Raw genomic sequence first — 25217 nt, 5'->3', positions numbered from 1 at the left:
CGTTCGGAGCATCCATGGCCACCATCTCGCTGACCGCACCATTGGAGGGCTGGGTCAGCCCGCTCGACGAGGTCGTCGACGCGGTCTTCGCGGAGCGGATGCTGGGAGACGGGCTGGCGATCGACCCGACCGGCGACGTGCTCGTCGCGCCGTGCGACGCGCGCGTGCTGGTGGTGCAGCCGAGCGGGCACGCGATCACGCTGGAGACGCCCGAGGGGGCGCAGCTGCTGATCCATCTCGGCATCGACACGGTCGCGCTCGACGGGCGCGGGTTCGAGCCCCTGGTGGCGGCGGGGGCGACGGTGACACGCGGCGAGCCGCTGATCCGCTTCGACCTCGACCTGATCGTGCGCGAGGCGCAGGCGGCGATCACGCCGGTGATCGTCACCAACGGCGAGCGCTTCGCCATCGCCGGGCGTGCCGAGACCGGGGCGGTGGCGATCGGCGCGCCGCTGCTCACGCTGGTGGCGCGCGAGGCCGCGGCGGTGGAGGATGCGAGCGACGGCCCGACAGTCCGCCGCGCCGTCACCGTGGCGCTGTCGCACGGCATCCACGCCCGTCCCGCCGCCAAGATCGCGGCGGCGGCCAAGACCTTCTCCGCCGAGGTCACGCTCACCAAGGGCGAGCGCTCAGCCAGCGCGCGCAGCCCGGTCGGTCTGCTCTCGCTGATCGTCGCGCACCTTGACGAGCTGACGATCGAGGCGCGCGGTGTGGACGCCGAGGCGGCGGTCACCGCCATCGCCGAGCTGCTCGCCACCGATCTCGACGAGGGCGCGCCCGCGCCCTCGCCCGCTCCCGCCCCGGCGAAGCCGCGCAGGGTACCGGTGGGCGCCATCGCCGGCGTCACCGCATCCCCCGGTCTCGCGATCGGCGCCGTCGCGCGCTGGCAGGTGCGCGACCTCGACGTCCCGACCACCGGCGTCGGCATCGCCGCCGAGGAGGCGTGCTTCGAGTCGGCGCGCGCCGCGCTCGCCGACGACCTCGCCGCGCGCTCGGCGGGAGCGACCGGGCCGGCGCGCGCGATCTTCCAGGCGCATGCCGACATGCTCGCCGACCCGGCACTGCTCGACGCCGCCCACCGCGCGATCACGGGTGGAGCGAGCGCGGCGCAGGCGTGGCGCGACGCCATCCGCCCGCAGGCCGAGGCGCTGCGCGCCGGCGGCGACCCGCGGCTGGCCGAGCGCGCGGACGACATGCGCGACCTCGAGCGCCAGCTGATCGCGCGGCTGATGGGGGTGGAACAGGAGGCGGCGACGCTGCCCGAGGGCGCGATCGTGCTCGCCGACGACCTGCTGCCGTCGCAACTGATGGCGCTCGACCTCGATCGGGTGGCAGGGCTCGCGATCGAGCGCGGCGGCCCGACCTCGCACGTCGCGATCCTGGCCGCCTCGCGCGGACTGCCCGCGCTGGTGGCGTTGGGTGCGGCGGTACGCGACCTGGCCGAGGGCACCCGCGTCGTGCTCGACGCGAGCGAGGGTCTGCTCCATGTCGCGCCGTCGCCCGAGCTCGTCGCTGACGCCGAGGCGCGCCTCGCCGCGGTCGCCGAGCGCCGCGCCGCCGCGCGCGCGCGCGCCGCCGAGGAATGCCGCACCGCCGACGGCACGCGGATCGAGGTGGTCGCCAACTGCGGCTCGGCCGAGGATGCGCGCGTCGCCGCCGCCAACGGTGCCGAGGGCTGCGGGCTGCTGCGCACCGAATTGCTGTTCCTCGACCGCGCCACCGCCCCCGACGTCGCCGAGCAGACCGCGGCCTATCAGTCGGTCGCCGACGCGCTGGCGGGCAAGCCGGTGATCGTCCGCCTGCTCGACATCGGCGGCGACAAGCCCGCGCCCTATCTGCCGATCGGCCCGGAAGAGAACCCGGCGCTCGGCCTGCGCGGCATCCGCGTCGGGCTGGCGCACCCGGATATCCTCGACGATCAGCTGCGCGCGATCCTCGCGGTCCGCCCCGTCGGCCAGTGCCGCATCATGGTGCCGATGGTGGTCGGGCTCGACGAGCTGCGCCAGGTGCGCGCCGCGCTCGACCGCGTCGGGGGTGGCGACGGGGTCGAGCTCGGCATCATGGTCGAGACGCCTGCCGCGGCGGTGACCGCGGCGCAGCTCGCGCGCGAGGCCGATTTCCTGTCGATCGGCACCAACGATCTCACCCAATATGCGCTGGCGATGGATCGCGGCAACGCCGCGGTCGCGGGCGCGCTCGACGGCCTCCACCCCGCGGTGCTGCGCCTGATCGAGCAGACCGTCGCGGGCGGCGCGCGCCACGCGCGCTGGACCGGCGTGTGCGGCGGGCTCGCCTCCGACCCGCTCGCGGTACCGATCCTGGTCGGGCTCGGCGTCACCGAGCTGTCGGTCGCGCCCGCCGCGGTCGCCGACATCAAGGCGCTGGTGCGCGACCTCGACATGATCCGCGCGCGCGACCACGCCCGCGCCGCGCTCGACTGCGCGGGTGCCGCCGAGGTCCGCCAGCTAGCACGGGAGTTCGCACGATGAAGTCGATCCTGGGAACGCTCCAGCCGCTCGGCCGCGCCTTGATGCTGCCGATCGCGGTGCTGCCGATCGCCGGCCTGCTGCTGCGCCTCGGCCAGCCCGATCTGCTGAACATCGCCTTCGTCAGCGCCGCGGGCGACGCCATCTTCAACCATCTCGGGCTACTGTTCGCGATCGGCGTCTCCACCGGCTTCGCGCGCGACGGTAATGGCGCCGCCTGCCTCGCCGGCATGGTGTGCTTCCTCGTCGCCACCGAGGCGAGCAAGGTGCTGCTCACCGTACCGCCCGAAGTCACCGCAGGGCTGAGCGGCGCGAGCGTCGACCTCGCGGTCGCGGCGTGGAAGGCCAAGGCGATCGCCCGGCTCGACGTGCCGATCGGGATCATCTCGGGGCTGGTCGGCGGCGGGTTCTACAACCGCTTCTCGACCGTGAAGCTGCCCGAGTATCTCGCCTTCTTCGGCGGGCGGCGGTTCGTGCCGATCGTCAGCGGCGTCGCCGGGCTGGTGCTGGCGGTCGCGGTCGGGCTCGGCTTCGCGGGGATCAGCAGCGGGATCGACCAGCTGAGCTACGCCATCACCGGCGCGGGCAGCGTCGGGCTGTTCCTGTTCGGGCTGCTCAACCGATTGCTGCTCGTCACCGGATTACACCATCTGATCAACAACATCGCCTGGTTCGTGATGGGCGACTATCATGGCGCCAACGGCGACCTGCGGCGCTTCTTTGCGGGTGACCCAAGCGCGGGCGCGTTCATGGCGGGCTTCTTCCCGATCATGATGTTCGGCCTGCCCGCCGCCTGTCTCGCGATGTACCACGCCGCGCCGCGCGACCGGCGCAAGGAAGTGGGCGGCATGCTGTTCAGCCTGGCGCTGACCTCGGCGCTGACCGGCGTGACCGAGCCGATCGAGTTCAGCTTCATGTTCCTCGCGCCCGTGCTCTACGCGGTTCACGCGGTGCTGACCGGACTGTCGATGGCGCTGATGGCGGCGCTGGGGGTGAAGCTGGGCTTCGGCTTCTCCGCCGGGCTGCTCGACTATGTGCTCAACTTCTCCAAGGCGACGCGGCCGCTGCTGCTGCTGCCGGTCGGCGCGGTCTACGCCTTGCTCTATTACGGGCTGTTCCGCTTCTTTATCGCCAGGCTCAACCTCAAGACGCCGGGGCGCGACGACGCCCCCGCGGCGGCCGCGGCGCCGGTCGCGGTGGGCGAGCGCGGTGCGGCGTTCGCGCGCGCGCTCGGCGGGGGCGCCAACCTCACCAACGTCGGCGCCTGCACCACCCGGCTGCGGCTCGGTGTGCGCGATCAGGCGGCGGTGGACGAGGCCGCGCTCAAGGCGCTCGGCGCGCGCGGCGTGATCCGCCCCTCCCCGACCGCGCTCCAGGTGGTGCTCGGCCCGATCGCCGACAGCGTCGCGGTCGAGATCCGCGACGCGCTGGCGGCCGGGGGCGGTGTCGCGGTGGCGATCACGGAGGAGCCCGCCGCGGCACACGCGACGGTGACGCTGGCGCCGGCGCTGCTGGCGGCACTCGGCGGGGTGGGCAACGTGCGCGGCGCGAGCGTCCATGCCGGGCGCGTCCGCGTCGAGGTCGGTGCTGCCGCGATCGACGAGGCCGCGCTGCGCGGCGCGGGCGTGCGCGGGCTGGCGCGGCCGGCCGAAGGTGTCGTCCATCTGCTAGCGCGTGAGCCGGAGACCTTGCTGGGCTGAGCCTCGCGCCGCGGCGCGAGCGCGCGGCCCGCGCTGACCCGATCAGTCCAGCCCGCGCGTGCGCCCAGAAGGATCGAAGCGTCGGGGCGCGGCGGAGCGGGCGGCGGGCACGAACCCCCTGACCGCCTCGCCGTCGTCATGAGGCGGAGCCGTCTCTGGACCGCGCCGCTCCCCGTCCGCGCGCTTGGCTGAGTCACCCACGCCGACCCGTGCTCCCGCGCCGCGGTGGCCGGAGCACGCTGCCGCGTCAGCTGAGCGGGATCAGACTTAGGCCGCGCCCAGCGTCACCTTGCCCGCGATCCCCGCGGGTTCGGCACCGCCCTCCACCAACAGCAGCACGACCCGCTCGCCCGCTCCCGCGGGGACGCGCGCTTCGAGCGGTGCAGGCGCCGCGTCGCGCTTGGACGCGATGGGACGGCCGTCGACGAGCAGCTCGGCGCGACCCGCTACCTTGTCGAAGCGGATCACCCCGCCCTCGGCACCGACGCGCCGCCACGGCGTCACGACCGCCCGCCACGCGCGCCAGCCGCCGCCTGCGACCAGCGCGCCGGCGCGAACGAACGCCCAACTGTTGTTGTCCCCGTCGGGCGGCGCCACGTCCGCCGGGGGACGCTGTGACAGCGCGGGCGAACGGCGCCACTCCGCGAGTGGCTGGGCGCGGCGCTGCTCCGGCCAGTTCGGCACCGGTGCCAGCGCCCGCCGCGCGATGCTGACGCGGGCGCCGCGCAGGCCCGGCGCGCTCGCCGCCAGCGTCGCCGCGCCCGCGCCCGTCGCCGCGCGCACGATCACCTGGGCCAAACCGTTGAACAAGCTGCGTGACCCACCCTGCTCGGGCTCGTGGCTGTTGGGGTCACCGTTGCCGAGGCCGATGATCTCCGCACCCTCGATCGTGAAGCGGACGGGAAGGTTCGCGGTCGGGACGTGGCGCCCGCGCGAGTCGACCGCGTCGACCGTCACCGCGACCGCGTCCTCGCCATCACCCAGCATCACCCGCCGCGCCGGGGTGAGCCGCAGCGCCACTGCCGCCCCCGCCGTCTCGTGCGCCGCCGTCGCCACCGCGCGCCCGCCGCGCCGCGCCACCGCCTCGATGCGGCCGGGGGCATAGGGTACCTGCCACTCGTTGCCCATGATCCGGTCGACGCGCTGCGTGCCGAGCGCGCGGCCGTTGAGCGACAGCGTCACCTCCTCGGCATTGCTCATCACCAGCACGCGGACGGGCTGGCCCTCGCGTCCCGGCCAGGTCCAGTGCGGCGCGATGCTCACCACCGCGGCGTCGTCGATCCAGTGGGCACGGTGGATGTCATAGGCGGTCTTGGGGAAACCGCAGAGGTCCATGATGCCGAAGAAGCTGGAGATCGTCGGCCAGGCATAGGGCGTCGGCTCGCCGTGATAGTCGAAGCCGGTCCAGGTGAAGCCGCCCGCGACGAAGCGCCGCTCCGCGATCGCGCGCCAGGTCGCGCGGTGCGTCCCGCCCCAGCTCGCCGCCTCGTCGTCGTAGGAGGAGATGACGTGGCGCGCGGGGTCGCTGGCATAAGCGCCGCGCGTCTCGAACGCGCTGGTGTCCTCCGAGCTGGTCATCGCGCGCGTCGGGAAGAGCTGGTGGAAGCGGTCGTAGTCGCCCTGATAGTAATTGAAGCCGGTGACATCGACGACGCTCGACACGCTGTCGGGCTCGAAGAAGGCGCCGTTCATCGCCGCGGTGACCGGGCGGGCGTCGTCGAGCGCACGGACCGCATGCGCCATCCGCCGCACCATCTCGACACCCGCGGGAGTGCCCTGCATCGGTTCCTCGTTGAAGACCGACCAGAGGATCACCGAGGGATGGTTGCGGTCGCGCCGTACCAGCCATTGCAGCTGCGCCATGTAATCGGGCGCGGGGTTGAATTGGCGGTTCTCGTCCATGACGAGGAAGCCCATCTCGTCGCACAGGTCGAGGAACTCGGCCGCGGGGGCGTTGTGCGAGCAGCGGATCGCGTTGCAGCCGATCGCCTTGAGCCGCTCGAGCCGCCAGCGATGCAGCGCGTCGGGCACGGCGACGCCGACCCCGGCATGGTCCTGGTGGAGGCAGACGCCCTTGAGCTTGACCGGCCGGTCGTTGAGGAAGAAGCCCTGCTCGGCGTCGAAGCGCGCGGTGCGGAAGCCGATCCGGGTGCGGCGCTCGTCGGTGATCCCGTCGCCGGTGACGCGCGTGACGACGGTATAGAGCGTCGGACGCTCGACCGACCATGATAGCGGCGCGCCGGCCGCGAGCGACAGGCGCGCCTCCGTCTCGTCGAGCGCGGTGACGGTCGCGTCAGTGGCCGCGCGTGCGACCTCGCGCCCGGCGGGATCGAGCAGCCGCGCCTCGACGCGCACCGCGCGATCGTCGCGCGCGACGCTGGCGAGCGTCACCGCCACCGGCACCTGCCACGCGCCGTCCGCGCCGCGGCGCGGGTCGCAATGGACGCCGTCGCTCGCGATCGAGACCGGCGGGCGGCGCACCAGCCAGGCGTGGCGATAGAGGCCCGCGCCCTCATACCACCAGCCTTCCATCGCCTCGGCGTCGACGCGGATCGCGACGGTGTTGAGCTCGTCGCCGAAGCGCGCGAACGGCGTCAGGTCGACGTAGACGCCGGTGTAGCCCGACCAATGGTGCGCCACGACGCTGCCGTTGACCCAGATCGTCGCGTTGGTGGCGATGCCGTCGAAGTGCAACTCCCAACGCTGCCCGCGGTCGCGCGCGTCGAGCGCGAAGTGGCGGCGGTACCAGCCGATCCCGCGCGGGCGATAGCCCTGCGCGACATTGGCACTCGCCACGAAGGGCTGCGCCGCGGCCCAGTCGTGCGGCAGGCGCACGCGTTGCCAGTCGCTGTCGTCATAGTCGATCGCGGCCGCGCCTTGCGCGTTGCCGGCCTTGACGCTGAGATAGGTGGCATTGTGCGTGTCGAGCCGCGGCGGCGCGACGTCGCCCTCGTGAAACAGCCAGCCGCGCTCGAGCCGGATGCGCGAGGGATCGCCGACGAAGGCGGGCGGCGGCAGCGCGTCGGTCGGCGCGGGCATCGGCAGCCCGTCGCCGGCAGCGCGACGCGCGGCCGGCGCGGCAGCGAGCGGCGCGCCCGCGACGGTGGCGAGCGCGGCGGTACCGCACAGCAGGTCACGACGCCGCATCAGAGATCGGACAATTCGGCCACGAAGTCGTAGGCGTCGCCGCGATAATAAGAGCGGGTGAATTCCACCGCGCGCCCGTCGCGCAGGAAGCCGCGCCGCTCGATCAGCAGCCCGGCATGGCCCGATTCGACACCCAGCATCCGCGCGTGCTCACCGCCGAACGGCACCGCGCGCAACCGCTGGAGCGCGCGCGCCGGCCGACTGCCCGCCGCCTGAAGCGCGGTATAGAGCGAGTCCCCCACCGCCTCGGCCGAGGGCAGGCAATAGCCGGCGATGGTCGACAGCTCGAGCGCCATCGGCTCGTCGTCGGCGCTGCGCAGCCGGTGGAAGCGGTACACCGCCGCGCCGGGGGAGAGGCCGAGCGCCATCGATTCCTCCGGGCTCACCGTGCCCGCGGCGCGCAGGATCCACTGGCTCGACGCGGTCTTGCCGCGCGCCGCCATATCCTCGGTGAAGGAGGACAGCTTGGAGAAGCTCTTCTCGACGCGGCCCGCGACGAAGGTGCCCGCGCCGCGACGGCGCGTCAGCAGCCCCTCCTCGACCAGACCGCCGATCGCCTTGCGCACCGTGATGCGCGACACGTCATATTCGGTCGCGAGATCGCGCTCCGCCGGGATCGCGTCACCCTGTTGCAGCTTGCCGCCGCCGATGCCGTCGCGGATCACTTGCTGGAGCTGGAGATAGAGCGGCGCCGCATTGCCGCGTCGAAACTTCCCGATCTCGTCGGCGAACCCCATCAGTCTCTCCCCCTTGGCCGCGCGAGCGGCCCGAACGATCGAGCGTACCGGAACGACACCGCAGTCACAATCGCCGCTGCTTCAATCTCATAACCATTTGCGTGCCACCCCGCCGCGCCCGCGCGCCTGAACGAGCGACGGCTCGGATCTCGGTCACTGCAATAAATATAAATCGTGCCTCGTCTGAGGCTTAGCGGATAGGCCCAAATTCGTCACCAAAGTGAAATTTTTTGTCGCAGGATTGGTATACTTTGGTTATACCAACATTGAATCGCCAGAATGGGTCGAACCCACCGACGCGGTCGCAGGGACGAACGAGGGCTTTCACGCGAGCGGACGGCCGAAGCCGCACCGCCAGAGGGGAAAACGATATGAAGCATCTGCGGCAATTGGTCCTATTGTCGACCGCGCTGACCGGCCTCGCAGGCGCCGCTCAGGCGCAACAGACGCCCCCGTCGACCACCGCGCCCAGCGAGGCGGCGCCCCCTTCCGCGGATCAGACCGACGCGACCGGCGAGGACGTCGTCGTCACCGGCTATGCGCGCAGCCTGCGTCAGGCGATCGAGGTGAAGCGCAGCGCCAACGCGGTGGTGGACGCGATCTCCGCCGAGGACATCGGCAAGTTCCCCGATCGCAACGTGGCGGAATCGCTGTCGCACATCCCCGGCGTCTCGATCGACCGGCGCTTCGGCGAGGGCGAGAAGGTCGCGATCCTCGGCACCGACCCGGCGCTCAACCGCATGCTGGTCGACGGTCACGCGCTCGCCTCGGCCGACTGGGGCGGCAACGACAATGATCCCAGCAGCCGTACCTTCAACTATTCGCTGCTCGCCCCCGAGCTGGTCGACCGGCTCGAGGTCTACAAATCGCCCGAGGCGCGGATCGAGGAAGGCAGCCTCGGCGGCACCGTGATCGTGCGCACGCGCCGGCCGCTGGAGCTGGAGAAGAACAGCGTCTTCGCCTCGGGCGGCTATACGTACAACGACCGCGCCGACAAGGGCAGCATCCGCGGCTCGGGGCTCTACAGCTGGAGGAACGACGCCGAGACCTTCGGCTTCCTGATCGCGGCGACCTACGACAAGCAGAATCTGGTGCGATCGGGCGTCGAATTCTTCGGCTATGACAATGCCAACGGCAGCGGCAGCCCGTTCCTGACGACCAATGCCGCGGGCCAGCGCGTGCTCAAGAACCCCAATGCGGTGATCACGGGCGGCACCGCCGCCGACCTCGACAAGGCGGCCTCCCCCTTCGGCATCAACTACGCCTATTTTCAGCAGCAGCGCGAGCGCGCCAGCGTCGCGGGCACGGTGCAGTTCCGCCCCGCGGACGGCTTGACGCTGACGCTCAACGGCCTGCACATCGACGGCAATTACAACAATTACAGCCAGGCGATGTACACCATCCCGGGCGCCTGGACCGGGGACGTGCTGCAATCGGCGACGGTGGCGAACGGCGTGGTGACCGACGCGGTCTTCGGCGCCGCCACCAGCCAGAGCGCGCAGCTCGACACGCTGGTGCGCAAGACCAAGCTCAAGACCGACAATCTCAACTTCTTCGCCGACTGGGAGGGCGACGACGGCGCCAAGGTGTCGTTCGCGGCCGGCTGGAGCAAGGCCAAGGGCGGGCGCAACCCCGAATATCTGTTCAACGTCCAGACCAAGTCGCCGTTCAGCTATTCGATCACGCCGACCTCGGCGGACGTGAACTTCACCCAGGACATCACCAACCCGGCCGTCTATTTCAGCAACCCGAACAACACCAACGCCTTCATCGAGGGGGATCCGGTGATCGTCGGCGGGCGGCAGCTCGTCGCGGCGCAGATCGGCGGGCTCGACTATAGCGTCACGATCGACCGCGACATTTTCGGCGGGTTCGACGCCACGATCCCGCTCGGCGGCGTGTTCAAGGAACTGCTGCTCGGCGCGCGCGTGACCGACCACGTCAACCGCATCAACGCGCGCGGCATCAACACCTATCTCCAGGAATCGCGCCTCGGGTCCGGACTGGGGGTCGACACCGGGGTGACGCCGGACGGCATCTTCGACGGCACCGGCGGCAGCGGCACCGCGACGCGCTTCCTCAACCTGTCCGAACAGGCGGTGATCGATATCCTCGCCAACGCGATCAACACGCCGCTGGTGGAGAAGGTCGGCGCCTCGACCAGCGTGACGGAGCGGACCGCGGCGAGCTATCTCCAGCTCAACTTCGACCAGGGGCCGGTGCGCGGCAACATCGGCGGGCGCATGGTCTATACGAGGGACATATCCCGCTACGCGCTCACGCTGGCGACCGACCCCAATAGCACCGTGCCGGTAAAGCCGGTGCCCACCAGCACCTCGACCGACTATCTCAAGTTCCTCCCCAACGTGAACATCGCCTGGGAGATCACGCCGCAGTTGATCCTGCGCGGCGCCGCCGCCAAGGTCATCTCGCGACCGCGCTATCAGGATCTGGCGGCGACCACCTCGCAGAACGACGTCACCTTCGACGCGGGCGGCGGCAACCCGACGCTGCGTCCCTATGAGGCGACCAATTACGAGATCACCGCGGAATATTATCCCACCGCCGGCGCGCTGCTGTCACTCGAACTGTATCGGCGCGATATCTCCAATTACATCCTCAACATCCGCGAGCAGGGCCAGTCCTTCTACAATTCGCTGCTGGGGCGGGTGGTGAACACCTATACCGTCCAGCGACCGGTCAATGCCGGCAGCGCGCAGGTCAACGGCGTCTTGGTCAACGGTCAGGCCGAGATCTGGGGCGGGTTCGGCATCCAGGCCAATTATTCCTATCAGGACAGCAAGACCGACCCGGTGCCGGGCGTGAACGCGACCTTCGACCTGCCCTATCTGTCGAAGCACACCGTCAACGTGATCCCCTATTTCGAGAGCGGACCGTTCCAGGCGCGGGTGAGCTACAACTACCGGACGGATTATTTCCGCACGATCGGCCGGCTCGGTTCGCCCGAGAAAGTGGCGCCTTATCATCAGCTCGATGCCTCGGCCTCGATCAACCTCAACAAGAACATCATCCTGACGTTCAACGCGCAGAACCTGCTGGACGAGACCTATCTCCAGTACAGCAACACGCGCGACCGGCCGTCGGCCTTCTACAAGAACGGGCGGACCTTCGTGGGGAGCGTCTCGTTCCGGATGTGAACGACCGACGTCGAGTCGTGTCACCCCCGGCGGGCGCAGGCGGGCGGGGCGATCCCCGTACCGCCCGGCTCCCGCCGGGGAACAGGCGACAGGATGGAAAGTATCGGGCGGCGCGCACCTTCTCGGGTGTGCGCCGTCTTTTTATGGCCGGGGCATGGACGCCCGCGGATCGATCCGCCATGATACCTTCTAATACCAAAACGTAACCAAGGGGTGGGCATGATCCGCAGCACGCTGGGGGCCTCGATCGGGGCGGCATTGGTGATCGCGGCGCCGGCGACGGCGCAGCGTGCCGGCGCGGGCGACCTGCCGAAATTGCTGCCGATGCCCAAGACGATCGCGCGGGGATCGGGCACGCTGACCGTCGCCGCCGGCACCGGCGTCGTCGCCGAGACTCCTCTCGCCCAGCCCGCCGCCGCGCTGCTGATCGATCACGTCCGCACCGCGCGCGGCATCGCGCTCGCCCCCGCCGAGGCCGCGACCGCCCGCATCCGCTTCGTCGCCGACCCCGCGATCAAGGGCGACGAGGCCTATCGCCTCTCCGTCGCGCGCGACGGCGTCCGCGTCGCCGCCTCCGCCGCGCCGGGCTTCGTCCACGGCGCGATGACGCTGGTGCAGCTGCTCAGCCCGGACGCGCGCGTCGGCCAGCCCGTGCGCGTCCCCGCGATGACGATCGAGGACTCGCCGCGCTTCGCCTGGCGCGGGCTCATGCTCGACACCGCGCGCCACTTCCTCCCGCTCCCCGAGGTCGAGAAGATCGTCGACCAGATGGCCGCGGTGAAGCTCAACACGCTCCACCTCCATCTCAGCGACGACCAGGGCTGGCGCTTCGAGGTGAAGCGCTACCCCAAGCTCACCGAGGTCGGCGCGTGGCGCACCCCGCCCTCCACCGGCGGCGCGGCGCCGACGCAGCGCTACGGCGGCTTCTACACGCAGGACGAGCTGCGCGGCCTGGTGCGCTACGCCGCCGACCGCGGCATCACGATCGTCCCCGAGGTTGACCTGCCCGGCCACGCTCAGGCGCTGGTCGCGGCCTATCCCGAGTTCGGCGTGCTGGGTGACCGGCCCGAGACGGGCAACGGCTGGGGCATCTTCCCCTATCTGCTCAACCCCGGCCCCGAGGGGGTCGCCTTCGTCAAGCAGGTGCTCGACGAGCTGATCGACGTCTTCCCCGGCACCTATGTCCATCTCGGCGGCGACGAGGCGGTGAAGGACCAGTGGGAGCGCAGCCCCGCGGTGCAGGCGCAGATCAGGGCGCTCAACCTCAAGGACGAGAACGCGCTGCAGAGCTGGCTGATCGACGAGCTCGGCACCTATCTGTCGAGCAAGGGTCGGCGGCTGATCGGCTGGGACGAGATCCTCGAGGGCGGCCTGCCGCCGTCCGCCTCGGTGATGTCGTGGCGCGGCGAGAAGGGTGCGGTCGACGCCGCCAACCAGAACCACGACGTCGTGCTCTCGCCCGCGCCGACGATGTACATCAACTATCTCCAGAGCCACCGCGCCGACGAGCCGCCCGGCCCGATCCAGGTGCAGACGCTCGCCGACACCTATGCCTATGAGCCGATGCCCAAGGGGCTCGACCCGGCCAAGGCGGGCCATGTGCTCGGCGCGCAGATGAACCTGTGGAGCGAATATCTCGTCACGCCCTATCAGTATCAGCACTCGATCTTCCCGCGCCTCGCCGCGCTGGCGGAGAACAGCTGGATCGAGCGGCCGCGCGACTTCGCCGGCTTCCTGACGCGGCTCCAGCCGCAGGTGGCGCGCTGGAAGCGCGGCGGGGTCGAGGTGGCGGACTCCAGCGCCGCGGTCGACTTCCGGGTCGCGGGCACGCGCGGCGAGGTGCTGCGCGGCAAGCGGGTGAACCTGACCCTCGCGCAGGACGCGCCGCAGGGGACGATCCGCTACACGCTCGACGGCTCGGCGCCGACGCCCAGGTCGCGCCGCTACACTGCGCCGCTGTCGCTGCCGTTCGGGCAGACGGTGCGCGCCGCGCCGTTCGACGCCGCCGGCACCGCGCTCGCCGCGCCCCGAGCGTTCGACACGGGCCGCGAGGCGCTGCTCACGCGCGTGTCGGGCGAGATGGCGGCCTGCCCCGGCGAGACGCGCGGGCTGCGCGTGCCGCTCACCGCCGACGCGACCGGCAACACGCCGACCTTCGACGTCAACATCTTCAACCTGTGCAGCGTCTACCCCGCCGCGCCGCTCGACGTGGCGGGTGGCTTCACCGTCGAGGTCGCTCGGCTCGCGCGCAATCACGGGCTGGCACATGATTTCGACAAGGTGCGTCGCCATTTCAACGTGACTCCCCACGGCGAGCTGCTGGTGATGCTCGGCTGCCCCGCGATGAAGGACGGCAAGCCCGTGCCCGACGCGCCCCGCCCCGCGATCGTCGCGAGCTTCCCGCTGCCCGATCCCGCGAGTTCGCCGCAGCGGCAGCGCTTCACCGGCACGCTGCCGGCGATGGACGGCGACCGCGACCTCTGCTTCCAGTTCACCTCCCCGCTCACCGAGCCGCTCTACGCGGTCGAGCGGGTCAGCCTCACGGACCGCCGTTGATGCGTCGTACCGCCCTGCTCTGCCTGCCGCTTCTGTTCCTCGCCGGCGCCGCGGCCGCCGCTCCCAAGACCGTTACCCCGCTCGACACCGGCTGGCGCGTGCGCATCGATCCCGCCGACGCCGCCGCGGCCAAGGCGCATCCCCGCGCCGCGCGTTGGTTCGCCGCGACGGTGCCGGGCAGCGTCCAGCAGGACCTGATCGCGACCCGGCAGGTGCCCGACCCGTTCCTGCGCACCAACGAGGCGGCGATCCAATGGGCCGGGCTGACCGCCTGGCAATATCAGCGCGTGCTCGACGTCACGCCCGCGATGCTCCAGCGCGACCATCTCGACCTCGTGTTCGACGGGCTCGACACGTTCGCGACCGTCTCGATCAACGGCCAGGTCGCGCTCACCGCCGACAATGCGCACCGCCGCTGGCGGGTCGACGCCAAGAAGTGGCTCAGGGCCGGGCGCAACGAGGTGACGATCGCCTTCGCCTCGCCGATCAGGAAGCTCCAGCCAATGGTGCTCGCCGAAGCCGAGCCGCTGCCGGGCGAGTATGACTCGGCGTTCGGCGACGAGCCCGCCGGCAAGCAGACCTCGCCTTACATCCGCAAACCCAAATATCATTACAGCTGGGACTGGGGCCCGCGCATCGTCAACATCGGCGTGTGGCAGGACGTGCGGCTCGAGGCGTGGGACGAGGCCCGGCTCGACCGCCTGCTGGTCGAGCAGGTCGCGCTCAACGACCGGGAGGCGCGGCTCGCCGCCAAGTTCGAGGTGATCGCCGACCGCGCGCGCACCGCGACGCTGCGCGCGCAGGTGGCGGGGCCGGACGGCAAGACGGTGACCGCCGAGCAGCAGGTCTCGCTCGCTCCCGGACTCAACCGCGTCACCGTGCCGCTCGCGATCGCGTCGCCGCAGCGCTGGCAGCCGGTCGGCTATGGCGCGCAGCCGCTGTATCGCGTCAGCGGCGCGTTGGTCGAGGACGGCACCGCCAGCGATAGCGCCGAGCGCCGCATCGGCCTGCGCACCGTCGAGCTGATCCGCGGCGACGGCGCCTTCGGCTTCCGCGTCAACGGCATCCCGATCTTCGCCAAGGGCGCGAACGTGATCCCGTTCGACAGCTTCCCGTCGCGCGTGACGCCTGAGACGATGCGCGGACTGCTGCGTGACGCCAAGGCGGTCAACATGAACATGCTGCGGATCTGGGGCGGCGGCCATTATCTGCCCGACGCCTTCTTCGACGCCGCCGACGAGATGGGGCTGATGATCTGGTCGGACTTCATGTTCGGCGGCTCGGTCACCCCGCCCGACGCCGCGTTCCGCGAGAATGTCCGGGTCGAGGCCGAGGAGCAGGTCGCGCGCCTCTCCGGCCATCCCTCGATCGTGCTGTGGGCGGGCGGCAACGAGGTGCTGTCGGGCTGGGAGAATTGGTCCGATCGCAAGGCGTTCAAGAAGCGCGTCGGCGCCGACGAGCAGGAGCGGATCGGCACTGGCATGGCGGTGCTGTTCGACCGCGTCTTGCGTCAGGCGGTGCGCGACTATGATCCCGCCGTCCCTTATTGGCCCGGCTCGCCCTCGACCGATTACGAGGGGCCGGTCGACACCGATGCCGCGGGCGACCGCCATTTCTGGGACGTCTGGTCGGGCTCCAAGCCGGTCGAGAATTATCTTAACAGCTGCCCGCGCTTCATGAGCGAGTACGGCTTCCAGGGCGCGCCCGATCTGGCCACGATCAAGGACTTCGCGGGCACGCTCCAGCTCACCCCGGACGCGCCGGTGCTGCGCGCGCACCAGAAGTTCCTCGCCGGCGCGGGCAACGAGCGGCTGATGTTCTACCTGCGCGAGCGGCTCGGCGAGCCGCGCGACTTCGCCGACTTCGTCTATCTCACCCAGGTCAACCAGATGCAGGCGATCGAGCTGGCCGCGCTGCATCACCGCGCCTGCCGGCCGACCAACATGGGCTCGCTCTACTGGCAGCTCAACGACGTCTGGCCCGCGATCTCCTGGGCGAGCATCGATCACTCGGGGCGATGGAAGCTGCTCCATTACGCCGCGCGCCGCTTCTTCGCGCCGCAGGCGATCGTCGCCGAGCACCGCGACGGGAAGCTGCGCGTCGCGGTCGTGTCCGACGCGACCCAGCCGATCGCGGCGCGCTGGCGCGTGCGCGCCTTCGCCACCGACGGCAGCGCGCTGGGCGAGCGCGGCGGCGACCTGACGCTCGCGCCGCTCGCCGCCGCGGAGGTGGCCTCGATCGCCGACGCCGAGCTGTTCGCCGCCGCGCCGCCCGAGGCAAGCTATGCGGTGGCCGAGCTCATCATCGGCGACGCGGTGGCGAGCCGCCGCGTGATCGAGCGCGTGCTGCCCAAGGCGATGCGCTGGCCCGATCCGGGTCTCAGCGCGCGCTGGGACGGGCGCAGCGTCACCGTCACCGCGCGGAAGCTGGCGCGGGCGGTGATGCTCGACTTCGGCGTCACCGACGCGCGACCGTCCGACGACGGCTTCGACCTCTTGCCGGGCGAGAGCCGCACCATCACGATCGAGTCCGAGGCATCGCCCGCCGCGCTGAAACGCGCGCTGGTGCTGCGCTCGCTGGGAGGAAACAAGTGATCTGGCTGTTACTCGCGCAGGCCGCCGACCCGGTGGCCGCGACCGTCGCGACGATGACGATCGAGGAGAAAGCGGCGCAGCTGCAGAGCACCGCGCCCGCCGACGCCAAGGCCAAGCTGCCCGCCTATGACTGGTGGAACGAGGGGCTGCACGGGCTGGCGCGCAACGGCTATGCCACCGTCTTCCCGCAGGCGATCGGCATGGCCGCGACCTGGGACACCGATCTGGTGCACCGCATCGGCGACGTGGTCGCGACCGAGGCGCGCGCGCGCTTCAACGCGCGAGCCGTCGACGCCGACCGCCGCATCTATGAGGGGCTGACGATCTGGTCCCCCAACATCAACATCTTCCGCGACCCGCGCTGGGGCCGCGGGCAGGAGACCTACGGCGAGGACCCGTATCTCACCGGCAGGCTGGGCGTCGCCTTCATCACCGGCTTGCAGGGACCCAACCCGCTCTATCCCAAGGTGATCGCCACCCCGAAGCATTTCGCGGTCCACAGCGGCCCCGAGGCCGGGCGCGACGGCTTCGACGTCGACCCGAGCCCGCAGGATCTCGAGGCGACCTATACCCCCGCCTTCCGGCTCGCGATCACCGAGGGCAAGGCGCGCTCGCTGATGTGCGCGTACAACTCGATCCACGGCGTGCCCGCCTGCGCCTCCTCGCCTCTGCTCAACGACCGGCTGCGGCGCGACTGGGGCTTCACCGGCTTCACCGTGTCGGACTGCGACGCGGTCGCCAACGTCCACCTCTTCCACCATTACCGGCTCGACGCCGCCGAGGCGGCCGCGGTGTCGGTGCGCGGCGGCGACGATCTCAACTGCGGCACCACCTATGGCGCGCTACCCGAGGCGGTGAAGCGCGGGCTGGTGAGCGAGCAGGAGGTCGACCGCGCGCTGATCCGCTCGCTGGAGGCGCGCCGCGCGCTCGGCATCGCCTTCGGCGCGACCAGCCCGTGGTCGAAGATCGCGGCGAGCGAGGTCGGCACGCCCGCGCACCAGGCGGTGGCGCTGGAGGCGGCGCGCAAGGCGATCGTGCTGCTGAAGAACGATGCCGGCCGACTGCCGCTCGCGGCCGGCACCAAAGTGGCGGTGATCGGCGCCAATGCCGACGATCTCGGCGTGCTCCAGGGCAATTACCACGGCACCGCGGCGCGCCCGGTGACGCCGCTCCAGGGGGTGCGCGCGCGCTTCCCGGGCGCGACCTACGCGCAGGGCTCGGTGCTCGCCGACGGCGCGCCGGTGGTGCTGCCCGAGACTGCGCTGAAGGGGCTCACCGTCGCCTACACCGCGGGCGACCGCACCGTCGCTCCCACGCCCGCGCGCACGATCGACCTCGACCTGAACCGCGCCGCCCCCGTGCCCGAGCTGCCGGTGACCGGCTATGTCGCGCGCTGGACGGGCGCGCTCCAGCCGCCCGCGGCGGGGCGGTACCGGCTGGTGCTCGACCAGACGCAATGCTGGAAGAACTGCACCACGCACGACCATGCGCGGCTGACGATCGGCGGGCGCGTGCTCCACGACGGCGCGTTGCCGAGGGGCCGCGTCGAGGTCGACTATGACAGCGACGGCAGCGCGCAGCCGCTCGAGCTCAAGCTCGACCATCGCAGCGAGGACGACAGCTTCCGCCTGTTGTGGCTGCCCCCCGCCGACGCGCTGCTCGACGAGGCCGTCGCCGCGGCGCGCGCCGCCGACGTGGCGGTGGTGGTCGGCGGACTCTCGCCCGACCTCGAGGGCGAGGCGCTCCAGGTGCAGGTACCCGGCTTCGTCGGCGGCGACCGCACCGACATCGCTTTGCCCGCGCCGCAGCAGCGGCTGCTCGCCGCGCTCAAGGCGACGGGCAAGCCGATCGTGCTCGTGCTCGCCAGCGGCAGCGCGGTCGCAGTCGACCCCGCGGTGGCGGACTCGATCCTGGCTGTGTGGTATCCCGGCGAGGCGGGCGGCACCGCGCTGGCGGACGTGCTCTCGGGTGCGACCAACCCGTCGGGCCGGCTGCCGGTGACCTTCTACAAGGCGACGACCGACCTGCCCGCCTTCGTCGATTACGGCATGAAGGAGCGGACCTACCGCTATTTCACCGGCAAGCCGCTGTGGGGCTTCGGCCATGGGCTGAGCTACACCCGCTTCGGCTATGACCGCGTCAGCGCCCCCGCGACGCTCGCCGCCGGGGCGCCGCTGACGCTGACCGCGCGCGTCACCAACCAGGGCCAGCGCGCCGGCGAGGAAGTGGTCCAGGCCTATGTCGTGCCACCCGCCAGCAGAGGGGGTGGCTTCACCGCGCCGGTGCTCCAGCGCCAGCTCGCCGGCTTCCAGCGGATCGCGCTCAGGCCGGGCAAGAGCGGCACCGCGCGGCTCACGATCGACCCGCGCTTCCTCAGCGTGGTCGAGCGCGACGGTCGCCGCCACGTGCCGCCGGGCGCCTATCGCGTCTGGGTCGGCGGCGGTCAGCCGGGCGACGCCGCCGGGACGTGGGTCGAGGTGACGATGACCGGCGCGGACAAAGATTTGCCGAAGTGAGTGACACCGCTTCATCTTACACTCAACCGTCACCCCGGACTTGTTCCGGGGTCCAGCCGTCGGCTCGCCCCGCGATCGGCGGCTGTGCGGAACGGTGGATCCCGGACCAAGTCCGGGATGACGATCACAAGGAACGACACGCATGACGATCGACCGCCGCACCTTCGTGGGCGCCGCCGCGGCACTGGCCGCCACCCCCGCCGCCGCGCGGGCCGCCGCCCCCGCGGCCTTCGCCAGCAAGCGCCCGCCGCTCGGCGAGCGCCGCTTCACCAGCCGCGCGGTGGAGCAGGAGATGCAGCGCGTCTCGACCAAGATCGGCGACCCCAAGCTGCGCTGGATGTTCGGCAATTGCTACCCCAACACGCTCGACACCACGGTGCGGCTGGGTACGGTCGACGGCCGCGCCGACACGTTCGTGATCACCGGCGACATCGACGCGATGTGGCTGCGCGACAGCTCGGCGCAGGTCGCTCCTTACGTCCATCTCGCCAAGGCCGACCCGCGGCTGGCCGAGCTGTTTCGCGGGCTGATCGCGCGCCAGGCGCGCTGCATCCTGATCGACCCGTACGCCAATGCCTTCCTGGAGGATCCCAGGGCCAAGACGCAGCTGGAATGGTCGCTCAAGGACGTCACCGAGCTCAAGCTGGGCGTGGCCGAGCGCAAATGGGAGATCGACTCGCTCTGCTATCCGATGCGGCTGGCGCTGCAATATTGGCAGGCGACCGGCGACGCGCGCCCGTTCGACGCGACCTGGGCGGAGGGCGCGCGCGCCAGCATCCGCACCTTCCGCGAGCAGCAACGCAAGGATGGGCCGGGCCCGTACCACTTCCTGCGCGTGTCCGATCGCAACACCGAGACCCTGCCCTCACGCGGCTATGGCAACCCGATCAGACCGGTCGGGCTGATCGCGTCGGGTTTCCGCCCCTCCGACGACGCCTGCCAATATCCCTTCCTGATCCCGTCCAACCTGTTCGCGGTGAGCGCATTGCGCGGGCTGGCGACGGTGGCGAACGAGGCCAAGAAGGATGCGGCGCTGGCGCAGGAAGCGACCGCGCTGGCCGACGAGGTCGCCGCCGCGCTGCGCGACTATGGCACGACCAAGCTGCGCGACGGCCGCGAGGTCTGGGCCTATGAGGTCGACGGCTACGGCAATGCCTATTTCATGGACGACGCCAACGTGCCGTCGCTGTCGGGGCTCGCCTATCTCGGCTGCGTCGCCCCGGACGACGCGCTGTGGCGCCGCACCGAGGCGGCGGCGTGGAGCGACGTGAACCCCTATTTCTTCCGCGGTCGCGCCGGCGAGGGGATCGGCGGGCCGCACGCGGGGCTGCGCCAGATCTGGCCGATGTCGCTGATCGTGCGCGCGCTGTCGACCAGTGATCCGGCGGTGATCCGCACCTGCCTCAAGACGATCCGCGACACCGACGCGGGCACCGGCTTCATCCACGAGAGCTTCGACCAGGACGACCCGACGACATGGACGCGCCACTGGTTCGCCTGGGCCAACGGGCTGTTCGGCGAGCTGATCGTGCGGCTGGCGACGACGCAGCCGGCGCTGCTCGCGGGAGCGCTGTGATGGGGCGGGATGTGGTTGAAGCGTTCGTTGCCGTCACCGGTGCCCCGGCGGAGGCCGGGGCCCAGTTGGGGAACGCTGCGCAAGAGTCACTACGGCCGACCCAACTGGGCCCCGGCCTTCGCCGGGGCACGGGCGAGGTGAGTGACGAAGCGGCGCTCCCTCCCCGCCTCCAGCTCAGCCGCCGTACGCTGCTCGCCACCGCCGCGAGCACCGCGCTCGCCGCCCCGCTCCCGCTCGCCGCCGCGGCGCGCGCGCAGCGCATCGCACCCAACCTCTTCGTCGGCACCGGCGGCGACGGCCACACCTACCCCGGCGCGACGCTGCCCTTCGGCATGGTGCAGCTCTCGCCCGACACCGACGTCGAGCGCTGGGACACCTGCTCGGGCTATCACCACGGCGACGGCTCGATCATGGGGTTCAGCCACACGCACCTCTCGGGCACCGGTATCGGCGACATGCTCGACGTGCTGCTGGTCCCCACCCGCGGCCCGGTGAAGCTCACCCCCGGCCCGCTCGCCGATCCCGACGCGGGCTATCGCCAACGCTACTCGGACGAGCTCGCCGAGCCCGGCTATTACCGGGTGAAGCTCGAGAGCGGCGTGCTCGCCGAGCTCACCGTGACCGAGCGCACCGGCTGGCACCGCTACACCTTCCCCAGGGGCGCGGCGCATGTGCTGGTCGACCTGTCGCACCTGGTGCTCGACAAGAGCGACGCCAAGCCGCTGATCGACGAGGCCTCGCTCGCGCTCGACGCCGCGGGCACGCTGACCGGCAGCCGCCGCGTCCATCGCTGGGCCAAGGGGCGGCGCATCCATTTCGCGCTCCAGCTCTCGCGCCGGCCCGACCGCGTCACCTTCTACGGGGACGACGACCAGGAGCAGCCCGCCGGCGCCAGCGGCGTGCAGGGCAAGCGCGTCAAAGCGGTGCTCCACTTCGACGAGGCCGGGGGGGCGCCGCTGCTGGCGCGCTGCGGCATCTCCGCGGTCGACGTCGCGGGGGCGCGCGCCAATCTCGCCGCCGAGGCGCGCGGCTGGGACTTCGACGCGGTCCGCCGCGCCGCCGCGCGCCGCTGGGCCGAGCAGCTCGGCGCGATCGCGGTCGAGGGCGGCAGCGCCGACCAGCGCGTCATCATGGCCTCGGCCCTGTACCACGCGATGGTGGCACCGACGCTCTTCTCCGATGTCGATGGCCGCTACATCGGCCTCGACCGGCAGCCGCAGCGCGTCCCCGCGGGCGAGCGCGCCTTCTCCACCTACTCGCTGTGGGACACGTATCGCGCGCTCCACCCGCTGCTGACGCTCGTCGCGCCCGATCAGGCCGGCGCGCTGGTGCGCGACCTCGTCCGCCAGACGCAGCAGAGCCCCTATGGCCCGCTTGTCTGGCCGCTCCAGGGGGTCGAGACCGGGACGATGATGGGCTGGCACGGCGTCTCGGTGCTCGCCGAGGCGCAGGCCAAGGGCATCCCGGCCGATTATGCCGCGGCCTGGCCGGCGATCCGCAAGCGCTCGTTCGACTTCGCCGCGCCCGACCTCGACAACAGCAAGGGCCGCGACCTGTACGACGCCAAGGGCTATGTCCCCGCCGACGTCTGGTTCGAGAGCGTCAGCCGCACGCAGGAATATGCCTATGACGATTGGGCGTCGTCGCACCTCGCGCGCGCCGCGGGGCAGAGCGCCGACGCCGAGCGGCTGGCGAAGCGCTCGGGCAATTGGCGCAACGTGATCGACCCCGCCATCGGCTTCGCGCGCCCGCGCTTCGCCGACGGCAGCTGGTGGAAGGACTATGACCCGATCCAGCTCGGCCACATGCCCAAGCCGTGGTGGCGCGACTATACCGAGGCCAACGGCTGGCAGGCGACCTTCCTCAACCAGCACGACGTCTATGGGCTGATCCGCCATATCGGCGGCAACCAAGCGTTCGAGGCCAAGCTGGACGCGCTGTTTACCGCGCCCTCGACGCTGCCCGCCAACGCGCCGCCCGACATCGCCGGGCTGGTCGGCCAGTATGCGCACGGCAACGAGCCCGACCAGCACGCGCCGTATCTGTACGCCTATGTCGGCGCGCCGTGGAAGACGCAGGCGATGGTGCGGCGGCTGTGCGTCGAGATGTACCAGAACGCGCCCAAGGGTGTGATCGGCAACGACGATTGCGGGCAGATGAGCGCCTGGTTCGTGTTCTCGGCGCTGGGCTTCTACCCCGTCGATCCGGTCGAGGCGGCCTATGTGTTCGGCTCGCCCTTGTTCGAGCGCGCGACGCTGCGCGTCGGTGGCGGCAAGCGGCTGGTGATCGAGGCGCCCGGCAACCGTGCCGACACGCCCTATGTCGCCGCGGTGACGTGGAACGGGCGGCCCTGGACGAAGAGCTGGATCAGCCACGCCGAGCTGGTGAAGGGCGGCACGCTGCGCTTCACGATGAGCGCGACGCCGGTGCCCGGCTTCGGCCGTTCCATGGCGGACCGCCCGCCGTCGTTCGGGCGGGTGCCGGGGTGAGCGCGACTTTCTCGCTTCCTATCGCCGCGGCGAACGCTCCCCCACTTCCGTCATCCCGGACCTGTTCCGGGATCCACGCTTCCGCGAAAGCAACGCGCGGTAAAATCGCGGGACGGTGGATCCCGGAACAAGTCCGGGATGACGGAAGGATTCTCAAAGGTCTCGCGACCACTCGGGTTCAGTCTCGGGCCGCGCGCGAGATGCCGCGACCTTACCCAACTGGACCCCGGCGTTCGCCGGGGTGGTGTTATCCTCTGCTATCGCGCCCCGACTGGAGCCGCCCATGACCGACCTCACCCGCCGCGCGCTGCTCGCCGCCGGTGCCGCTACCGCCGCGCTGCCCGCCGCCGCGCAGCGTACCGGCGCGCCCGCGCCCTGGGGCGCCACGCCGTCCAAGCGTCAGCTCGCCTGGCACGCGCGCGAGCAATACGCCTTCGTCCATTTCTCGATCAACACCTTCACCGATCGCGAATGGGGCTATGGCGACGAGAGCCCGAAGCTCTTCGACCCCAGCGACTTCTCCGCCGACCAGATCGTCGCCGCGGCCAAGGCGGGCGGCATGCGCGGCATCATTCTCACCGCCAAGCACCATGACGGCTTCTGCCTGTGGCCGACCCGGCTGACCGAGCATTGCATCCGCAACAGCCCGTACAAACAGGGCAAGGGCGACATCGTCCGCGAGATGGAACAGGCGACGCGGCGCGCCGGGCTGGCCTTCGGCCTCTATCTCTCGCCGTGGGACCGCAACCACCCTGAATATGGGCGTCCCGGTTATATCGACTATTTCCGCAAGCAGGTGGTCGAGCTCTGCACCAACTACGGCGAGCTGTTCGAATTCTGGTTCGACGGCGCCAACGGCGGCGACGGCTATTATGGCGGCGCGCGCGAGGCGCGGAAGATCGACGCGCCGAAATACTATAACTGGCCGTCGATCGTGGCGCTGGTCCACCAGCATCAGCCGATGGCCTGCACCTTCGACCCGCTCGGCGCCGACGTGCGCTGGGTCGGCAACGAGGACGGGGTCGCGGGCGACCCGTGCTGGCCGACCATGCCCAACCACCCCTATGTGCAGAGCGAGGGCAATTCGGGCGTGCGCGGCGCGCCTCTGTGGTGGCCGGCCGAGACCGACGTCTCGATCCGCCCGGGCTGGTTCTACCACGCCGACGAGGACGCCAAGGTCAAGGACCCGGCGCGGCTGCTGCGGCTGTACGACGAATCGGTCGGGCGCGGCACCAACCTCAACCTCAACCTGCCGCCCGACCGCCGCGGCCGGCTCCACGACCATGACGTCGCGGTGCTCAAGAGCTTCGGCGACGCGCAGGCGGCGACCTATGCGACCGATCTCGCGCGCGGCGCGGTCGCGCGCGCCAGCGCCGAGCGGGGACCGGCCTTCGCCGCGGCGCGCGTGCTCGACGGGCAGCGCGACACTTATTGGTCGACGCCCGACGCGATCACTACTCCGACGCTGACGCTCGACCTGCCGCCGGGCCGCGCCTTCGACGTGATCCGGCTGCGCGAGCATCTCCCGCTCGGCGTGCGCGTCACCCGCTTCGCGGTCGACCTGGAGGAAGGCGGCGCGTGGCGGACGGTCGCGGAGCACGAAGGGATCGGCGCGCAGCGGATCATCCGCCTGCCGCGGCCGAGCGAGGCACGGCGGCTGCGGCTGCGCGTGATCGAGGCGCCCGCCTGCCCCGCGATCAGCGAGATCGCGCTGTTCCGCCAGGTCGCGCCGGTCGCGGTGGCGCCGGTGCGCTCGTCCGACCCGAATGTGCTCGCCAAGGACAACTGGCGCATTGTCGCGGCGAGCGGCGCCGGTGCCGAGGCGCTGATCGACGGCGACGCGGCGACGCGCTGGACCGTCCCCGCCCCCACCGCCGCCGCGCCCGCGAGCGTGACGATCGATCTCGCCGCGGCGGTGACGCTGACCGGCTTCAGCCTGACGCCGTCGCGCACCGTGGCGAAGGACACCGCGCCGCCGCGCGGCTATCGCTGCGAGACCAGCGCGGACGGCACGAGCTGGCAGCCCGCGGCCGAGGGCGAGTTCGGCAACATCGCCTACGCGTTGTCGACGCAGCGGGTGACGTTCACGCCGCGCCGTGCACGCTACCTGCGCGTGGCGTTCGACGCTGTGGCGCTGCCGGTGTCTCGTCTGACGGTGGCAGAGATCGGGGCGTTCGGGGGAGCGTGAGCAGGCGCGCACCGCGCTGACCCCGAACGCGCCCTCCCGTCATGCCGGGCTTGACCCGGCATCCATGGTG

At 71.3% G+C, this 25217-nt stretch carries 11 protein-coding genes; 9 read left to right on the top strand and 2 right to left on the bottom strand.

Features of this window, described 5'->3' with window-relative positions:
• The first annotated feature begins 14 nt into the window (after positions 1 to 14).
• Both ptsP and nagE read left to right on the top strand, forming a co-directional pair.
• The gene (ptsP, locus tag EV292_RS01180; protein WP_132907371.1) at positions 15 to 2489 is read left to right on the top strand and encodes a phosphoenolpyruvate--protein phosphotransferase; all 2475 of its coding nucleotides are present in this window, start codon (positions 15 to 17) and stop codon (positions 2487 to 2489) included.
• Positions 2486 to 4186, top strand: coding sequence for an N-acetylglucosamine-specific PTS transporter subunit IIBC (gene nagE, locus EV292_RS01175; protein ID WP_132907370.1), 1701 nt, complete (start codon positions 2486 to 2488; stop codon positions 4184 to 4186). Before ptsP ends, nagE begins: the two co-directional genes overlap by 4 nt.
• A 267-nt stretch (positions 4187 to 4453) precedes the next feature.
• On the opposite strand, the gene galA is transcribed toward nagE, so the two are convergent.
• Positions 4454 to 7333, bottom strand: coding sequence for a beta-galactosidase GalA (gene galA, locus EV292_RS01170; protein ID WP_132907369.1), 2880 nt, complete (start codon positions 7331 to 7333; stop codon positions 4454 to 4456).
• Positions 7333 to 8070, bottom strand: a complete 738-nt coding sequence (locus tag EV292_RS01165) for a GntR family transcriptional regulator (RefSeq protein WP_132907368.1) — start codon at positions 8068 to 8070, stop codon at positions 7333 to 7335. Before EV292_RS01165 ends, galA begins: the two co-directional genes overlap by 1 nt.
• 371 nt (positions 8071 to 8441) lie before the next feature.
• On the opposite strand from EV292_RS01165, the gene EV292_RS01160 reads away from it, so the two are divergent.
• From EV292_RS01160 to EV292_RS01130, 7 genes are all read left to right on the top strand, one after another.
• Positions 8442 to 11228 carry a TonB-dependent receptor gene (locus tag EV292_RS01160; RefSeq protein ID WP_132907367.1) on the top strand — a complete coding sequence of 929 codons (2787 nt, stop codon included), beginning with the start codon at positions 8442 to 8444 and terminating at the stop codon, positions 11226 to 11228.
• Positions 11229 to 11447: 219 nt separating this feature from the next.
• A complete protein-coding gene (locus tag EV292_RS01155; protein ID WP_132907366.1) occupies positions 11448 to 13784 on the top strand; it encodes a family 20 glycosylhydrolase in 2337 nt (778 codons plus the stop codon).
• Positions 13784 to 16378, top strand: coding sequence for a glycoside hydrolase family 2 protein (locus EV292_RS01150; RefSeq protein WP_132907365.1), 2595 nt, complete (start codon positions 13784 to 13786; stop codon positions 16376 to 16378). The genes EV292_RS01155 and EV292_RS01150 overlap by 1 nt, the downstream gene beginning before the upstream one ends.
• Complete coding sequence (locus EV292_RS01145) at positions 16375 to 18894, top strand: glycoside hydrolase family 3 C-terminal domain-containing protein (RefSeq protein WP_347812569.1); 2520 nt, start codon at positions 16375 to 16377, stop codon at positions 18892 to 18894. Before EV292_RS01150 ends, EV292_RS01145 begins: the two co-directional genes overlap by 4 nt.
• Before the next feature lie 142 nt (positions 18895 to 19036).
• The gene (locus EV292_RS01140) at positions 19037 to 20470 is read left to right on the top strand and encodes a glycoside hydrolase family 125 protein (RefSeq protein WP_132907364.1); all 1434 of its coding nucleotides are present in this window, start codon (positions 19037 to 19039) and stop codon (positions 20468 to 20470) included.
• 137 nt (positions 20471 to 20607) lie between these two features.
• Positions 20608 to 22959, top strand: coding sequence for a GH92 family glycosyl hydrolase (locus EV292_RS01135; protein ID WP_243693541.1), 2352 nt, complete (start codon positions 20608 to 20610; stop codon positions 22957 to 22959).
• Between the two features lie 283 nt (positions 22960 to 23242).
• Positions 23243 to 25147 carry an alpha-L-fucosidase gene (locus tag EV292_RS01130; RefSeq protein ID WP_132907362.1) on the top strand — a complete coding sequence of 635 codons (1905 nt, stop codon included), beginning with the start codon at positions 23243 to 23245 and terminating at the stop codon, positions 25145 to 25147.
• The last annotated feature ends 70 nt before the right edge of the window (positions 25148 to 25217 follow it).

Source organism: Sphingomonas sp. BK235 (genome assembly GCF_004345855.1).
GTDB lineage: Bacteria > Pseudomonadota > Alphaproteobacteria > Sphingomonadales > Sphingomonadaceae > Sphingomonas.
Note: the sequence above shows the minus strand (reverse complement) of the source record. Positions and strands in the feature narration are given on the sequence as shown.

What these genes read in the sequence shown, in the direction of transcription:
- ptsP (WP_132907371.1), top strand. Translation starts at nt 15, where the DNA reads ATGGCCACCATCTCGCTGACCGCACCATTGGAGGGCTGGGTCAGCCCG.
- nagE (WP_132907370.1), top strand. Translation starts at nt 2,486, where the DNA reads ATGAAGTCGATCCTGGGAACGCTCCAGCCGCTCGGCCGCGCCTTGATG.
- galA (WP_132907369.1), bottom strand. Translation starts at nt 7,333, where the DNA reads ATGCGGCGTCGTGACCTGCTGTGCGGTACCGCCGCGCTCGCCACCGTC.
- EV292_RS01165 (WP_132907368.1), bottom strand. Translation starts at nt 8,070, where the DNA reads ATGGGGTTCGCCGACGAGATCGGGAAGTTTCGACGCGGCAATGCGGCG.
- EV292_RS01160 (WP_132907367.1), top strand. Translation starts at nt 8,442, where the DNA reads ATGAAGCATCTGCGGCAATTGGTCCTATTGTCGACCGCGCTGACCGGC.
- EV292_RS01155 (WP_132907366.1), top strand. Translation starts at nt 11,448, where the DNA reads ATGATCCGCAGCACGCTGGGGGCCTCGATCGGGGCGGCATTGGTGATC.
- EV292_RS01150 (WP_132907365.1), top strand. Translation starts at nt 13,784, where the DNA reads ATGCGTCGTACCGCCCTGCTCTGCCTGCCGCTTCTGTTCCTCGCCGGC.
- EV292_RS01140 (WP_132907364.1), top strand. Translation starts at nt 19,037, where the DNA reads ATGACGATCGACCGCCGCACCTTCGTGGGCGCCGCCGCGGCACTGGCC.
- EV292_RS01130 (WP_132907362.1), top strand. Translation starts at nt 23,243, where the DNA reads ATGACCGACCTCACCCGCCGCGCGCTGCTCGCCGCCGGTGCCGCTACC.